The sequence below is a fragment of the Micromonospora sp. NBC_00362 genome, assembly GCF_026342155.1.
Classification (GTDB): Bacteria; Actinomycetota; Actinomycetes; order Mycobacteriales; family Micromonosporaceae; genus Micromonospora; species Micromonospora hortensis.
In genome coordinates this window covers 6,931,207-6,948,549 of the sequence record NZ_JAPENH010000001.1, presented here as the reverse complement: position 1 = coordinate 6,948,549, position 17,343 = coordinate 6,931,207, and the positions used below count along the sequence as shown (strand labels likewise).

At 67.2% G+C, this 17,343-nt stretch carries 7 protein-coding genes; all 7 read right to left on the bottom strand.

What is annotated here, in order from left to right:
- Positions 1-321: 321 nt before the first annotated feature.
- A complete protein-coding gene (locus OG992_RS32025) occupies positions 322-660 on the bottom strand; it encodes a hypothetical protein (protein WP_266305110.1) in 339 nt (112 codons plus the stop codon).
- 794 nt (positions 661-1,454) lie between these two features.
- Positions 1,455-8,024 (bottom strand): polymorphic toxin-type HINT domain-containing protein, encoded by a 6,570-nt coding sequence (locus OG992_RS32020; protein ID WP_266305109.1) that lies wholly within the window; start codon positions 8,022-8,024, stop codon positions 1,455-1,457.
- Between the two features lie 92 nt (positions 8,025-8,116).
- Positions 8,117-11,710, bottom strand: a complete 3,594-nt coding sequence (locus OG992_RS32015; RefSeq protein ID WP_266305108.1) for a LamG domain-containing protein — start codon at positions 11,708-11,710, stop codon at positions 8,117-8,119.
- Positions 11,711-12,387: 677 nt separating this feature from the next.
- Complete coding sequence (locus OG992_RS32010; RefSeq protein WP_266305107.1) at positions 12,388-12,852, bottom strand: transposase; 465 nt, start codon at positions 12,850-12,852, stop codon at positions 12,388-12,390.
- A 103-nt stretch (positions 12,853-12,955) separates the two neighbouring features.
- Complete coding sequence (locus OG992_RS32005; protein ID WP_266305106.1) at positions 12,956-13,561, bottom strand: DNA-binding response regulator; 606 nt, start codon at positions 13,559-13,561, stop codon at positions 12,956-12,958.
- The gene (locus OG992_RS32000; RefSeq protein ID WP_266305105.1) at positions 13,558-14,709 is read right to left on the bottom strand and encodes a histidine kinase; all 1,152 of its coding nucleotides are present in this window, start codon (positions 14,707-14,709) and stop codon (positions 13,558-13,560) included. The genes OG992_RS32005 and OG992_RS32000 overlap by 4 nt, the downstream gene beginning before the upstream one ends.
- A gap of 317 nt (positions 14,710-15,026) precedes the next feature.
- Positions 15,027-17,174, bottom strand: coding sequence for an RNA polymerase recycling motor ATPase HelR (gene helR, locus OG992_RS31995; protein ID WP_266305314.1), 2,148 nt, complete (start codon positions 17,172-17,174; stop codon positions 15,027-15,029).
- Positions 17,175-17,343: the final 169 nt, after the last annotated feature.

Sequence of the window (17,343 nt, the reverse complement as noted above, 5' to 3'; positions counted from 1 at the left end):
ACGCAGACTGGCGACCGGAGGACGAACGTTCACCCGGTCGGGGCTACAAAGCCAGTCATCTGCGCCACCGAAGTGAATTGAGACCGCACCATGTCATCGCAGTGGCAAGGATCGAAGCCGCTACTCGCTTGGCCGGTCGTTGCCCGGATAGATCGAAGTTCCCCGTAGGACAGCTCGCAATGCGGTCCTCCCGATCAGCGCAGTCAGGGAGCCAGCCTGCCCGCAGGCAGCTAGTACTGCAACGGCGGTTGGTTAGGGGTAGCCGTGTCGTCGGCAGTGGCAGGTTCGGGCTTGGTGTTGGCGTCATCGGCGCCATCGAGATCAGGCCCAGACTTGCTCGGGTAGGCGAGTTGATCGGACTACGAGTGCGGTGAGCAGTCTTCGGATCTCCGGTATCGTGTAGCCGATCATCATGTCGTCGCCGGTGCTGGATCCCCTTTTCGCGTCGTATTCGCGGGCGCCGAGACGAGTCAGGCCGGTGGCCGGGTTGGTGCTGCCGTCGACGAAGCCACGCGTGGCGGCCGGCCAGCCAGTGGTGCCGCGGTCGTTGCCGAACGGGTCGAGCCGCCGAGGCGTCACCGCGTGGCTTCTGGAGTCGATCACGGCGACCGCGGTGCCATTGCGGTCCGTGGCCGTCCACTTCAGACCGTTGGCTGCCATGGTGCGCAGGCCAACGCCCGGGTAGTACCGAGCTGCGGCGACCGTTGTCTTGGTGGTGGTGTCGACGGTGACCTCGCTGCTGGCGACAATGAGAACTGGACGCGGAACTCAGCTTTCGTAGTGCTCCACACCGAGCGCGCCTCACCTTGGCCACCCCTCGCCTGCAGCCGCTCGGCGAGCAATCCCAATTTCGCCCCACTCGCCCTTCGACGTAGCGGAAGAATCAACGGTTGATTTCCGCCCGCGAACTCAGTCAGGCGAACGGCCCCCACCCTTGCGAGGGTGGGGGCAGTTCGCCTGACGGGACCCGTCTCGGCGGGCCGGACGACGGGTCGCTCTGTTCCCGCCTGGCAATTGGTCGGTGATCAGGCCCGCTCAGGTAGCGCGCAAAATGCCACGTTAACGGGCCAATCAATGAAGCTCACGGCATCACTCCTGCTGTGCCGATAGGATCGTGTCGCGTTCTCTTTCGTATGCAGTCGTCGCCCACTCCCGTCGCTCTAGATAGGCCTCCCAAAAGTCATGCGTCCTCCAGGCGTTCGGTCCGATCGTCAGCAGCCCGGATTCGTCGAGCGAGACGGTCCATCCTAGCGGCATTGTTGACGAGGTGACTTCGAATAGACGCACGTCGTATAGCGCTGGCGGCTCACCGCCAATGACCTCTATTCGGAAGTAGGATGGCCGGTCGGCAAGCGACGAGATTTCAAGCACCGTGTACTCGCGTCCTACCGATAGGGCATCGATCCCATGAGACATACCTTCTTGCCATTGGCCCACATATCGAACCCTCATCGCTACCTCGCGTTCATCACAGCTTTGTAGTCGTAGTCGTAGGAAACGCTTCCAGTCTTTGAGTTGTAGTAGTAGTGAACTTGAAAATCGCCGTAGGAACTGTGATGCGTTCTCGTCGTGTATTTACCCCAGTCCGCGATATCGCTGCCATCGCGGGTTAGGTGAGACCGGAGATGCTGGTTGCCGAGGTCGCTGCCACGAATGATCAGTCGCGACTCGGCAATAGCTTGGTTGGCAAGGCGGCCACTGGGCGTGAATACGGAATTCACGGATTCCGAACGGTACTGGTCTGCCAATTTTTGCCCATCGGCCGTCCCTGGAACAGAGCAGCCGTTGTTGTTGTGGACCAAGATGGGCGTGTTGTCGGCCATCACATAGTACGTGTGCACAGTGGCAACGGTCAGGTCATACATGATCTTTGCGCCGCGGTGGTTGTGCACCTTGCGGACAGTCGTGGTCCTGCCATTCAGGGCACGCAGACGTTCGCCCTCCCGCAACATGCCCGCGTCGACCCACTCCGACCGCGTCACGCTCCAGAACGGGTGATGCTGAGTGGTCCGGATCTGGACCTCACCGTCCACGGTGGCGACGGTCACCTCGGTGAGATCGTTGTCCTGGTTGGTGTGGGTCTGGGTGACCTTTCGGGTGGTTGTCTCTCCGGTTTCGGGGTCGGTCGCGGTGACCTCGTCACCGACATCGACATCTTCGATCGCCTTGAGTTGGCCGCCGGCCACGACGACCTTGGTACCCGGCGCGAAGCTGTGCTTCGCGCACGACTCGGCCGCATTGGCCGCGGAGGCGAGAACGTCATCCGCCCACTTCTGGTTCTCCCGCCATCTGCCGATGGCCTTGAAGATCTTTCCGCCGGTGGAGATGATTTCGTCCCACTTGCCGAGGATCTTGAAGAATTTAGCCGGAGTGAAGTTCAGCACCGCGTTCAGGCACGAGCCAAAGCCCTCGCCGTTGGCACAGTCGAGCACATCCTGGACGCCGATCAGGTCGAGCAGCAGCTGGCCGCCGGCTTCGATGATGACGGTGATAATCGGCGTCTCTTTGACCTTTTTGGCAACGCTGACCGTCGAAGGGCTCGGACCTGCTGATTTCCCGGACTTCTTGCTGGCTGGGTTGTTGTAAACCGGGGCGACTTTGCCCTGCGCCCGCAGTTGCGGTCCGGTGTTCGCGCTGGTGTTTTGGTTGCAGCGGCCGTCCGGGCAGTTGTAGAGCAATCCGCTCGCGTCGTTCATGGTGACCGGGCTGTTGTTCGCGTAGGCGTACAGGTTCAGCCGTTGCGGATCTCCGGCGGCGACGATCGGATCGGTCGAGATGAACTTGCCAAGTTTCGCGTCGTATTCGCGGGCGCCGAGACGAGTCAGGCCGGTGGCCGGGTTGGTGCTGCCGTCGACGAAGCCACGCGTGGCGGCCGGCCAGCCAGTGGTGCCGCGGTCGTTGCCGAACGGGTCGAGCCGCCGAGGCGTCACCGCGTGGCTTCTGGAGTCGATCACGGCGACCGCGGTGCCATTGCGGTCCGTGGCCGTCCACTTCAGACCGTTGGCTGCCATGGTGCGCAGGCCAACGCCCGGGTAGTACCGAGCTGCGGCGACCGTCGTCTTGGTGGTGGTGTCGACGGTGACCTCGCTGCTGGCGACAAACAGAGTGGCGCGGTTGCCCGGGTCCTTGCGGATGAGCAGCTTGCCCTCGGCGTCGTAGATGTGCTCGGTCGCGGTGTTGTCGGAGTTAGCGATCTTCGTAAGCAGGCCCTGCTTGTCCCAGGTGAGGGTCTGGGCCTTGGTCCCGGTCGGGTCCGGCCGCGTCACGGTGTTGCCCGCGGCGTCGTAGCTGTAGCCGGTCACGGCGGCGCCGGTCACGTTGGTCACCGCGTGCGGCCGCGCCACGTTCTCGCCCGATGCCGGGTAGGTGTATTCGTCGGTCTTCGCACCGGCACCGCCGGCACCCCGCTTGACAACCGACTTCCGGTTGCCGATCTCGTCGTAGGTGTAGCTGTTCCAGTACGGGGACACACCGGCGACCACGCCCGCCGTCGGCGCTGTCTGGCAGGCGGTCGCTCCGGTGGTCCAGGCCTCCTTCATCCGACGCAGGTAGTCGTAGGTATAGCACTGACGGTCGGTCACGGTGCCAGTCAGGTCCGCGTTGGCGGCCTGGTTCGTGGTGGACAACACGTTGCCCGTCGCGTCGTACGTGTAAGACATCCGGTGAAGAGCGGCGCCGTCGGCGTTGCGCAGCATGGCCGAACCGGTGAGACGCCCGGTCTTCTCGTCGTGGAACGAGTCACGCACGACCCTTGAGTCGATCTCGGTGCCGACTGGCTTCGGCCCGAGTAGCGATCGTTCGTGCTGGCCGATAGCGGAGTAGGTGGTGCTGGAGACATAGGTGGAAGTTGGCGTCGACACCGTGTTCAGGGAGCCGAGGTCCGTGAACGTGTTGTTGACCGTCTCAGAGGGCATACGCAAGGCGTCGAGCGCCGGGTGGGTCATCGTCGCCGGCGTGCCATCGGCCGCGTACGAGGTCCGCGACGTGTAAGTGGTCAGCGGGAACGTGCTGTCCCCGGTAATGGTCAGCGTCTCCTGCTGCGGTCGGCCGGCGGCGTCGAAGTCGCTGAACGAGCGCTTGTACTGGGCGCTGCCAACGAACCGGGTTGACGCCGTGTGGTAGGCGGTTGTCGCATCGTAATCGTTCTGGACGACCTTCGTCCCGGTGGTCTTGTTGTCCAGCCAGACCTGCTGGACCCGGTCCAGCGAGTCGTGGACCTGCTCGACGCGGTGGTTGCGGGCATCGACAGTTGCCTTCACCCGATTCGCGTCGTCGTACTCGGTGACGGTTTTACCGTTGTCGGGATCATGCGCCACGATCTGGCGGCCACGGTCGTCGTACTCGTAGCGCCATACGTTGCCCAGGTGGTCTTTGACTCGGCTCGGCTCGCCGTTCTTGTGATAGGCGTACTCAGTGACGTCAGCCGTACCGCTGGGTGCCGTGCCGTCTACCGGTCGGTCACGGAACTGCGCAAGTTTGACGGCCTGGCCGCGAGCGTTGATGTGGCTGGTCGTGACGACGCCCCCCTTCGGGGGCACGACACTGACCCGGTCACCGCCGTAGAAAGTGCGGGTCTCGTTGAACGCCGGCTCGTCCTTCCACAGCGAGGCCTCAAGGGTTCGCCGACCGGCACCGTCGTACGCATAACCGGTGGTGGCGACCGACGCCCCGGTCGCGGGCTGATACAGGACCTTGTCCGGCGTCGGCGGCTTGGTGTTGTCCCAGTAGGGCGTGCGGATCTTCTCGACCAGGCCGCGCGAGTTGTAAAGCGTGTCGGCAAGGACGCGGCCGCCCTTTGGGCTCGGGCTCTGGGTTTGCCGTAGCCGCATGAGGCCGTCGAACAGCTCGTACGTGCCGACGTAGGTGGCATTCGGCGTCAGGTTCTCGGTGTAGATGTAGCTCGGCCCGTCCTTGCGGAGCTCGTACCTGAACACCTGCTGGGCCTTGCCGTCCGGCGGGGTCTGGCCGGGCCGGTAGATTGCCGTCGTCCGGCCGGCGGCGTCGTACTGCACGAGCGTGGTCCGCGAGCCGGGCTCGACGACCTTGTTCGGCACGCCCCACGCCGGGTCGAGGTTGGTGATCGTCGCCTGACCGGCCGGGTTCGTCACCTTCGTCGCGGTGGTCAGCCCGTTGTTCTCGGTGTACTCGGTCTCGGCGACGCGCCCGAGCTGATCCGTGACCTTCTTAACCCTGCCGTACTCGTCGTAGGTCGTGGTGGCGGTGGTGAGGTAGTTGGGCTGGTTGCTTGTGTAGTCCTTGACCACCTGGGCCGTGGTGGCGTTGCCTTTAACCGGAGGGATCGCCGATTTGGTGGGATCTGCGGCGTCGTAGAAGGTCCGGGTGTCGGACACCACCGACGACGATGGCGGCGTAACGCCCTCGGCCACGCAGTCGCTGTTCAAGGTCCGCTGCCGGTAGGGCAGGTTCACCAGCCAATTGTTGATGTTCGGCTGGTACCAGTTCGTGGTGCACCGTTTGTCAGACTCCGCGACGTCGAATACCTCGACGACGTTGCCGAAGTCGTCGAACTTCGTCCGGATGCTCGTCGTCCGCTCGCCGGGTGGCGATTGGCTCAGCAGAGCCGTACGGCTCACGACTGTGTTCTCGGTCTGCCGATGTGAGCGCCACGGGTTACCTGCGACGACCTCCTTGGTCACGTAGTCGGTGACGTCACTCGCGATTTTGACGGTGCCGTCGTACGTGGCGACCTCCCGGGCCATGCCGACCAGCGCCTCATGGTCGACGACCTGCGTCCCCCGGGTGTCGGTGACCATGAAGGACCGCGTGCCCCCGGCCTTCTTCTTGTCGCCGTTCATGCCTCGGTGGGTGACATAGGTACTCTTCGAGGTCGGCTTGCCTCGATCGTTCACGTCGGGGTCGCCGACCACGACGTCGACCTTTTCGTAACCCCGCCACTGCGACCAGGTCCGCCGGTTCTCGGGTACGAGCCGGTTGTCCTCGTACGCCCACGCTCCCGTGCCGTTGTAGGTGTACTTAGTGACCAGCGGTGTGCTGCCGCTGAAGGAGTCGTACTCCTTGATCTCGGCGACCACGTACTTGTGGAACCAGTCGTCGACGGCATCGGGAAGGTCTGGCGGTGACCAGCGCATCGGGAAACACCGGCTGCCGTTGTCGTCCACCGCCGGCCGCGGCGTCGGGCATGACGGGGCGGCATAGGTGACCAACGTCTGGCCGCCTGACTCATTGGTGATCGTGCTGATCCGTGGCTTGTACAGCTCGGTCAGGTCGTCGCCATAGGTCTCGACCCGATTCTCCAGCGGGATCGGGCCGAACTCGACCTCCGGCATCCGGTTTTCGCCGGCGCCGGACACACCCTTGTGCGTAATCCCGTAGAGCCACAGCACCGACGCCTCATGAAGGAACGCCGGGAACTCCTGCCGGAAATCCCACCGGTCGACGTCACCGTACTGGCCGCTGCCCGTGTGCTGGAAGGTGGTGATCGCGGTCAGTCGCTTCTTGGTCCAGAACGTCGGTGCGTTCTGCTCTCTTTGGCAGGTGGTCACGCACTCCTGGTCCAACGGGGTGTCCCGCCACCCGCCCGGGGAGCAGTCCGTGAAGCATCGGTCGGCGACGGTGAATTCCACCTTCGCCGGCGCGGGAGCGGTGCCGCCGTCGCGCAGGCCGTACTCGATCTTCTTCAGGAAGCCGCCTCGGTTGTACTCCTGCCGCTTGGTGTTGAGGTTGCCGCCGTAGAAGTTCTGCTCCTTCTCGTACTGGTACCGCACGACGTTGCCGCGCAGGTCGACGGACTTGTCGAGGTTCCACTTGTACGTCTGAAGGCAGGAGGAGTCGGCAAAGGCCGTCTTGTTGCACGGCTCACCCGGGTTGTTGCCGTACACGGGCACGTTGAACGCTGAGTCGGCGTACTGGCCGAAGTAGTGCTTGGTGCCATCCGTGCCGGTCACCACCCAGTACTCGCCGGCCTTGCCGACCAGGCCCGCGTCACCGTTCGCGGCGTTGTAGAACCGGTTGATCCGGGTGCCGTCATCGACGCGCGGACGCCATTCGTCCTCGTTGACCTTCACTAGCGGTCCGGACGAGTTGCCGAACGACATCGTGAAGTTCTCCGTCGGCGTGTCCCAGCAAAGGTCACCGGTCTTCACCGTGAGGTTGCTGGTGCCGCCCAGGTTGTCCGCGCACGACATGAATGACCGCTCGATCGAGCCGACATCGAGGCTCCAGCCCTCGCCGAGCCACGAGGTCTGGTTATTCCGCGACACCGTGCGTCCGTCGGTCGCCTGCGACGAATAGCTTGCCGCGAGCTTCGGCGCCATCGCGCTCGGCACGGGCGGCACCCGGAACGGGTAGCTATAGGTGAACCCGCCGCCCGACGTCGACACCTGCCACGCCCCCGTAGCGGAGAAAGGCGTGGCCGAGAAGTCGCCCGAGCCGCCTCCCGCGGCCGCAGTCAGCGCAAACGTGCCGGCCGGCACCTCCGCGGACAATCGCCCCGCCCGCGGTTCGTTGCGCACGGCGGTGGGCTCGGCGGACCCGTTGTGTGAAACGAGCCGCAGCCGGGCCGCCCAGTCGCCGCCATACGCTTCACGGAACGCCGAGTAGTCCACGGAAATCAAGGTTTTTCCGGTGCCGGACGCCACACCCTCCGACCGCACCGAGAAGACCACACCCTCGACGTTCGCGCGCTCGGTCGCCTTACGGTCCCATACTTTCACCCGCACCGGTGACGCGGCGGCCGCACCCGGCCCACCGGCCATCGGCGCGACGGTCACCGGCAGACCACCCACCTTCGCGGCCGCCGCCGGCTGGCCGGACAGCCGCGGTGCCGATGCGGTCCGCTTGGCGGCGGCCAGGTCGAGCACCACCTCGCCGCCGGCCGGCCACACCGCAGCGGGGCGCCCCGCTGCCTTAAGTGTCTGCGGTGTCTTCTGCTTGCTGCTCGTGACTGGCACCATCGGCACCGGCTTCACGCTCTTGGGCAACGGCGGGCTACCGACGGGGGCGGCGATCGCGGTCTTGGCGCCAGTGACGCCGACCACGGCCACGAGCAAGGTAGCGAGCCCTCCCGCAAGGGTTCGACGCAATCTGCGGTGGTTCATGTATTCGTGTCGTCCTGTTCCGTGTTAAGAAGGGCAGGTCATCGCAGGAAGGTGCTGATCCAGCCGAGCGGCACGGCCTCGCCGATGGTGCCGACGTCGCCGCAGGCGTAGTCCGTCGACTCGAAGCGGTCGCCGGTCGTGGCCTCGCAGCGCCACAGCATGGTCATCTCCGGCGTCACTCCCGGATAGTTCTCTGGGTACACACCGCCGGTCGCGATCACCAGGCGGGCTGTGGGGTCGGCCGAGCGCTCGCAGTCGCCCGCTCCCGAGAGGTAGAAGTCATCTGCGCCGTTCTTCGTCCGGGCGCAAAGATAGAGTGACTTCAGTCCGGGCGCGGGCTGCATCGGCACATAGCCGAGCGGCTGCTGCGCCTGGAAATCGGTGGGCACGCGTGCCACCCCCGCAGCACGATCGCCGACGCCGGCTCGGCGGTAGCCCACCAGGTTGCCGTAGTCCAGCGCGTAACCGAGCCGACCCTCGTTAACGGAGCCAGCGGCACCCTCGCAGTCCTGGTGGCGTGAGACGTAGTGCCCCCGGCCATCCAACAGCCGGCACCGGTAAAGAGGGGTGGACGGCCTGCCCCCCGGCGCGGTCCGGTACAGCTTGCCGAGCCGGCCGAGGAACTGATGGGTGATACCAGTTTCCGTGCAGTTCGATTCCACCGTCAGGAAGTAGTCCTTGCTGTGGGATCGACATGCATAGATTTCATTCGTGGGCTCCGTCGTGCCCTCTGGAGCCAGCTGCCCAAGCGGCTCCTCGAATGTCGTCGTGGATGGCACAGCGCCAGTGGTGATCACGTGGTAGCCGTCGTAGCTGTTGTACCGCGAGAGCTGACCGCTGAACGGGTTCTCCGCCGCGCGGTCCCGAAGGGTGTAACTCCGGATCGCCTCCGATTCAATTTGCTGCGAGTTTCGTACGCCTGACCAGGCATGCACGTCGGCGATCCAGCCGAGCCACGGCTCGACCGGAACTCCGGAGCTCGTGCCGTGACCGATTGTCAGCGCACCTGCCGCCTGCCAGGGCTGCACACCGAGGGCCGCCGTCGCCTTAAGCTGTGCGCCGACGTAGAGGCTGATGCTGTTCGTCGCGGCGTTGTATACGCCTGCAAGGTAGGTCCATCCGGTCGTTGCCGGAGCCACCACCTCTATGCTCGCGGCCCCCGGGCTGTCAGACTGGGACATCGAGAAGACCCAGCCTCTGGCGGCGTCATGCCTTAGGGCGAACCCGTGCTTGTTCGTCCCGCTCTGACTCATCACCGTGCGCACGCCGGTGGCCCCGTCGCCGAGACGAACGCGCGCAGTCACGGTAAAGCTGTTATCGGTCCGCACCACCGCCGGCGTGGTGAGGCCGCTACCGGTCGAGCCGGTGAACTTGGCCGAACCCCTGGCATCGCCGAGCGGTCGCACCGTGGAGTCGAACACGACGCTCCCGGTGACCCGCCGGTACCAGCCGGACATGTCGATCGCGGGATCCGCCGTCCGCTGTGCCACCTCCAACGGCAGGAACAGCTCCTCGGTGGCCGGCCCGGTCGCCAGGTCGGCGATCTCGTTCGGGGGCAGCCGCCGGTCGAATGCGTAGACCTCGTCGATCGTGCCCGGCCAGAACTCGCTGGGCGCGCTGTTCCATCGGGATCGCCCAAGTGCCAGCGGCCCCGCATCCGAGGGCGAGTTCGCGGCGCGGGCCTTCACAGCGCTCAACGTGCCGTTGACGTAGAGCTGGACCTCCCTCGCCTCCGAATCCCAAACACCGGTGAGGTGTGTCCAGGCGTTCAACGTGATAGGCGAAGGCGACACCGCAGCGGTGGGTGCACCGCCCGCGACATTCGAGTCGAGCATCGCGAAGCTCCACCGGTTGTCTGCGGTGGCCTTCAGCTGGAATGCGGAGGTGACCCTTCCGTCTTGAGAGACGATCGTCGCGTTGCTGCCTGACCGCTCCAGCTTCGCCCACGCGGACACGGTGAAGGACTTCGTCGGGTCCAGCACTTGACGCTGCGTCTGAACGGCGGACGGGGTGGACAAAAAGCGCAGCCCGTCACCGTGCCTTCCGGCTCGGAACCCGACCTTCGCCGCATCGACCGGGAGATGGTTGCCACCCGTTCCGTAATCTCGTGCCTGTGTTTCCGAAAGGCCGTCCAGCGGCCAGTACCCCTTTGCCGGGTTGCCGGCCTGCACCTGGTAGTCGAATGAGACCTGGTTACTCTCGTTGCCTGCTGCGTCGACCGTGCGTACGTACAGTCTGGCGGGACCGCCGGCGATCATGGTCACCGGTACCAGTGCGCTGCCGTCCGGCTGAACCTCGGCAAACGACCGGCCGTGTGCGTGCGTGCCCCACAGGAAGCCCTTCAACGGGGCCTCACCGGACGGGGACGCCGCCGCCGTGAAACGGAACATTTTCGGCAACCCGGCCTTGGCGGGCGTTGTCTTCTCGACCGGCTCGACGGTCGTGGGCGGCGCGGGCATCGTCCGGTCGATCGAGACGTTGCACCAACCGGTGAGTGCGCTCCAGGCACCACCGTCGAACGACCGGGCCCGGTAGTGCAGCCTCTTGCCCGTCTCAGTACCGGCAGACGGCAACGTGGCGGTCAGCGTTGCCAAGGACCAACCGCCTTGAAAGAGGGTATAGGCGGTCTTGATCGCCGAGTCCGGCTCCGAGCGCTGCTTCCATTGGAACTCGACCTGCGTCTGGCTGCCGGTGTCCACGTCCCATGCCTTCGCCGAGAGAATCGGCCCGCGCGAAGGAGTCGACACGTCGCGGTTCGGGTTGACCCACGACTCGTCGGCCGTCATGCACGGCGTACCTTCAGCGGCCAGGTAGTCCGGACGGTCCGGCGGCGAGTTGTAGGTGACGTTCAGGCTCGGATCAGTCCGGAATTTCTTCCAGGCCAAACCGTCGTTCTCGTCGGCCGCAGTGAGGACGAATGCCGTGGAGCTGCGATCCTCCAGCCCCGCCAGGGTGAACCTGGTTAGCGCGTCGAACTCCACATTGCTGGCACCACAGTTGCCGTTATAGCCGTGAGCCACGTTGCGCTGATCCATGAAGATCCACCCGCCTCGGCGGGCATCCATCGTTCGGTAGGTGTCGCCCGGACCGAAATCCGCCGTCGCGAACAGATTCACCGGTCGCGGAGTGCAGCTCGGCGCGTACACCTCGTGCGTCATCAGCTTCGCCCTGGTGACTTGCCGTCCATTCAGGAAGCTGGTGTCATACCGAAAGTACGACCGCGCGGTACGGATCCCATCGCAGGCTGCCGACGGGTAACACTCGCCGACCTTAGCCACGCCATCGGTGTCGATGCCGCCGTTCCAGCCATTCTGGTCCGGCTTGCCCTCGAACACCAGCGACCAGCCGATCCGGGGGTGAGATGCCGGGTAGCCCGGTTGCTCCAGCAGCGAGAAGCTGGCCGTGAACGTGCCGTTCGGGTTTGCCACCACCGCCCGGCCCGGAGCGCTGTCAGCCGGCACCGGCACTGGCTTGCCCGTCCGGCGTGCCTCCGCCGAGGCAACGGTGCCGCGCGGTGGCTCTTGGGGTTTGGCCACCTGCCGGCCTATCATCATCGCCGATGCCGGTGCTGCGTTTAACCCGCTCAGCACTACGAGGCCGACAAGCGTCGCCCGTAGCAGTAGTCTGCCCATCACTGACCTCCGAGCCCAGCCGCCCACGTCAGGCGGACAAAATCCCGCCAGAGGATTGCTGAACGCTCATTCAGCGCGACCGCACTGCAATCTCAGTCGAGCGTCACGCCTGTGAAGTCGCGTCGCGGACGAGGAGAGAAACGCCGGCTGCCCTGCACCCGGAGGCCCAGCGACCCGCCCCACGCGCGGCGCGCGGCGCGCTCTTGCTTTTTCAACGTGATAGACCGGCTAGCGCTGTTCCTGCAACTGGCTCTTAGTACTGCAACGGCGGTTGGTTAGGGGTAGCCGTGTCGTTGGTGGTGGCAGGTTCGGGTTTGGTGTTGGCGTCGTCGCCGCCATCGGAACCAGGCCCAGACGCGCTCCGGTGGATGGGTTGATCGCATCGTGAGTGCGGTGAGCAGTCGTCGGATCTCCGGTACGGTGTAGCCGATCATCATGTCGTCGCCGGGGCTGGATCCCCTTGTGTGGTAGGGACAGCCCGGCGTGGACGGCCACGGACAGGGTGATGTGGGCGTACCAGGCTCGCCAGTCGCGGACCTGATACTCGTCGAGGCCGGCTTCGTTCTTGGCCTGCTGGAAACACTCCTCGATCCCCCCGTCCCCCCGCGATCCGGGCCAGGTCGACCAGACGGGTGCGGCGCAGTCCGTAACAGACGTAGTACGCGATCTCCCGGTCGTCATACTGCGCCGCGGGCGAGCAGCCAGTGCCCCCGACCGGGCTGCCAGCAAACACGCACCGGCACCCGCGCCCACCAGTACACGCCGGGCCGGTGGACCCCGGCGCCAGCGGACAGCCGGCCCCACGCCCGAGCCGGCAGCACGGCAACGAGTCGATCGGCGCGGGAAGCGCCCATCCTGGGGGTAATCATGTCGTCGTTGCGGCGCATCGCGACCACTAACCCACATCCCGCTGCTCCAACCACACCCGCAACGACTTTCGACTGCCCGTAGGCCTCGTCCACCGTCACCCGCCCCACCGACACCCCGACATCCAACGCCCGGGCCAGCACCTCCCGGGCCATCCGCACCTTCGTGGCGAACAGCACCCCGTCCAGGATCCCCGCCACCCGACACCGATCCCGGTCATCGGTCCACGACGCCGGCAGGTAAAGCTGCCAATCGGCCAACGCGCGACCCTTCACGGACCGTTAGGCCAGAACACCCCAACCTGGCAGTTCTCCGTCCGAAACTCGGGACGTCGCCCCTGATTGCCCGGCGACCGGCCACTGCCAAACCATTCCGTGGTCAGAGCCAGCCGTTGTCGCGGGCGGTGCGTCCCGCCTCGGCCCGGTCGGCCGCGCCAAGCTTCTGTACGGCGGCGGAGAGATGGTTGCGGACGGTGCCGGTGGACAGGTGCACCCGGCGGGCGATCACCGCGACCGGTGCGCCGAACTCGGCCAGCCGCAGCGTCTCCAACTCCCGTGGCGTCAGCGGGCACGCCGGAAGGGTCAGCGCGTCGGCGGCCAGCGACGGGTCGACGTACCGTCCGCCGGCGTGCACCCGGCGAATCACGTCGGCGAGCGCGCCACCGGGCGAGCCCTTAGGCACGAAACCGCGCGCCCCGGCGGTCAGCGCCTGCCGCAGGTGCCCGGGGCGGCCGTGCCCGGTCAGCACAACCACCGCGCACTCAGGACGGACCCGGGCCAGCTCGGCGGTCACCGCGATGCCGTCCAGGCCGGGCATCTCCAGGTCCACCACCGCCACGTCCGGGCGATGGGCGAGCGTGGCGGTCACCGCCGAGGGCCCGTCGGCGGCCTGGGCGACCACGTCGATGTCCGGTTCGAGGCCGAGCAGCGCGGCGACCGCGACGCGGATCAGGTCCTCGTCGTCGGCGAGCAGGACGCGGATCACGACGGCACCGGCACGGTCGCCTCCAGGGTGAACACCCCGTCCTCCCGGCGGACCCGCAGCTCTCCCCCAACCGCGGCCAGTCGGTCGGCCAGGCCCCGCAGGCCGTGGCTGTGCTCGTCCGGGCCGCTGTCGTCGGCCCCGTCGTTGGCGATGGTCATCCTGGCCCCATTCTCGTCCCGGTCGATGTGGATCCGGCACCACTCGGCCCGGCTGTGCCGCAGCACGTTGGTGCCCGCCTCGCGCAGCACCACCGCCAGCTCGGTGGCGGCTGGCTGCGGCAAATCGACGCGGGGCGGCACGGTGCAGCGCACCCCGCAGGAGCGCAGCACATCCGCCACAGCGGCCAGTTGCTCACCGAGGTCGACGGCCCGGTAGCCGTGCACGCTCTCACGAACCTCGGTGAGCGCGGACGCGGCCAATCGTTGCACCTCGGCGGCCTCCTTCCCGGCCCGCTCCGGGTCGACCGGGGCGAGCCGCGCGGCGAGTTCGGCCTTCAGCGCGATCACGGTGAGACTGTGCCCCAGCAGGTCGTGCACGTCGCGCGCGAAGCGCAGCCGCTCCTCGGCGGCGCCCAGCCGCGCCTGGGCGGCTTGACCCTGCCGAGCCTGCACCAGCAGGTCCCAGAACCAGACCTGGAACCAGTTGACGGCCGCCACGCCCACCCCGATGCCGCCAGTGACGGCCACCGACCGCCCGACCGACCCGCCGGTCCACAAGGCCACGGCCGCCGACACGAGCAGGGTGCCGGCGGTGACCGCCAGCGCGCCCGGGAGGCGGACCAGCAGGGGGGCCATCCCGACCAGGGAGGCCCCGATCCACGCCCAGGTCGGCCAGACCCCCGCGGCGACCGGGGCCACCAACGGCACGGTCAGCGCCGCCACGACGACCAGGCCGAGCTGGGCGCGACGCCGCCACCGTTGCGCGAGCCAAGGGGTGACCGCCGCGTACAGCACAGCGGTCTGGGTGGCCGCGAAGAGGAGGATCCCGACCGCGCCGAGCACGACGCGGCCGGCGGACGGCTCCCGGGTCAGGCCGACCGCGGGCAGCAGAACGCTCGCCCACACGCCGGTGGCCAGCGACAGCAGCGTCGCCCGCCGAGCCCGGTGCAGCCGCCGGTCCGCCCGGGGGGCCACCGCCTCACTCGCCACACACCGATCCTAGTACTGCGTCGGCAATAGGTTAATTGGATTGGGTTCGTGTTAGTTGGTTCGCCTTTGGCGGGTGTTGGTGTTGCCCGGTGGCGGGGAGTTGGACCGGTTGGATGCGCGGGTTGGTTCTCGGTCTCGGCGGGTGGAGCTGCGGGTGTGGGTGTGGGTGCGTCAGTACGTGTGCGGGCTGGTAGCTCACCGGCCAGCGCCACCCTCTTGTCCTGATTGTCGACCAGGCCATGCCGAGGCAGGACATGGACGGTGCGGACGCCCTGCTGCGAGAGTGACATCATGGTCGTCAGGCAACGATTAGCGTGTCACTGTCCGCTGAGGATGACGAGTTGTTGGGTGGCCCGGGTCATCGCGACGTAGCGGTCGACCGCCCCGGAGATGCCGGTGCCGAACGTTTCCGGGTCGACGAGGACGACCAGGTCGAACTCCAGCCCCTTGGCCTGCTCCGGGCTCAGTGACCGGACCCGGGCCGTGGGCGGGAAGGTCGGGTCGCCGATGACGCAGGCGATCCCGTCGGTGTGCGTGGCGAGCCAGGTGTCGAGGATCGTCAGCAGGTCGGCGACCGGTCCGTGGACGACGGGAAGCCCGTTGCCGCGGATGGAGGTCGGTACGTTGGCGTCGGGGAGCACGGCCCGGATGACCGGTTCGGCCTGCGCCATGACCTCCGCTGGCGTCCGGTAGTTGATGCTCAACGACGCCACTGTGACCTGGTCGAGCCCGATCCGCTTGAGGCGTTCCTGCCACGACTCGGTGAACCCGTGCCGGGCCTGGGCGCGGTCTCCCACGATGGTGAAGCTGCGCGACGGGCAACGCGTCAGCAGCATCTGCCACTGGGCGTCGGTCAGCTCCTGCGCCTCGTCCACGACGATGTGCGCGAACGGGCCGGCCAGCAGGTCCGGGTCGGCGTCCGGCAGCGCGGACTCGTCGACCAGGACCTCGCGCAGGTCGGGTTGGCGCAGCATCGCCAGCAGACCCTCGCCGTCGTCGTAGGTGTCGGCCGCGAGCAACTCGTCGACGACCCGGGCCATGTGCTCGCGTTCCACGGCGGCGGCCGGGTCACGCCGGCGGGTGCGCCCCGACCTCTCCGCGTCGCCGAGCCGCTGCCGGGCCGCGTCGAGCAGCGGCAGGTCGGACACGGTCCAGGCCCGGGGCTCGTCGCGTTGCAGCTTGCGGACCTCCTCGGGGCTGAGCCACGGCGCGCACCTACGCAGGTACGCGGGCACCGACCACAGGTCACCCACGACATCGGCCGCGTCGAGCAACGGCCAGGCTCGGTTGACCGTCGCCCGCAGCTCCCTGTTACGCAGCAGCGAGTCGCGGAGCACGTCGTCCGGCTCCTCGCCGTCGTACCTGTCGACGAGGATCGTCAGCAACTCCTCCCAGATCTCCTCGCGCGCCTCGTTGTGCGGGGTGCCCGGACCCGGCGCCCGGAACGCGTCGGCCCAGTCGTCGGCGCTCAGACGGACGTCGGAGTCGCCGACCGGGACCGTCATCGCGGCGGTCGGTGGGTCCTCGTAGAACCGGACGGCGGCGTCGATCGCCCGGACCAACTCGGCCGAGGACTTCAGCCGGGCCACGTCCGGGTCGGTGTCGGCGGTTGCGGTGGCCCCCTCTTCGACGAGGTCGCGCAGGGTGCAGGTCTGCACGTCCTCCTCTCCGAGGCTGGGCAGGACGTCGGCGACGTAGGCCAGGTAGGGCTGGTGCGGCCCCACGAAGAGCACCCCACCCCGGCGTTGACCGAGGCGCGGGTCGGAGTAGAGCAGGTACGCGGTGCGGTGCAGGGCGACGACGGTCTTGCCGGTGCCCGGACCGCCGTCGACCACGAGAGCGCCGGCCGACTCTGCCCGGATGATGGCGTCCTGGTCTGCCTGGATCGTGCTGAGCACGTCGCGCATCCGGGCCGACCGGGCGCTGCCCAGACTGGCGATGAACGCGGATTGGTCGTCGAGCGCGACGGCGTGCCCCACGAACCCGTCCGGCGTGAACACCTCGTCCCAGTAGTCGCTGATCCGGCCGCGGGTCCAGCGGTACCGACGGCGGCTCGCCAGGCCCATCGGGTTGGCATGCGTCGCGCCGAAGAACGGCTCGGCGGCGGGTGAACGCCAGTCGAGCAGCAGCCGCCGACCCGTGCTGTCGGTCAGACCGCGACGCCCGACGTACCCCGGCTCCGGGTTGTCCGCCTCGACCACGTGACCGAGGCACAGGTCCAGCCCGTAGCGGCTCAACGAGCGCAGGCGGGCGGTCAACCGGCGGACCTCCTCGTCCCGGTCGACGGCCTGCCGGCCCTTGCCCCCGGGCGCCCGGCGCGCGGTGTCCAGACGGTCGGACAGCTCGGCGCTCAGCTGCGCGAGGCCCTGCGCCATGGCCGCGAAGTGCCGCTCGTCGTGGGCGATGAGCGCCGGGTCCGCCTTGGGGGCGAGGTGAGCAGGGAGGTCGAAAATGTCACTCGTCAGCGGCCTCACGTTAACGGCTCCAATCTAATTCCGGTCAAGACCAGGCGCGTGCGCAGTAGCGGACTGGGAGATCGCCCCGATTTCAATCGGGGCGATCCCCCATCGATGCACGCATGTCGGCTGCCGAAGCCCGGATACAACCAGTGGCATGTCAGCTAGTTGCCGGGGT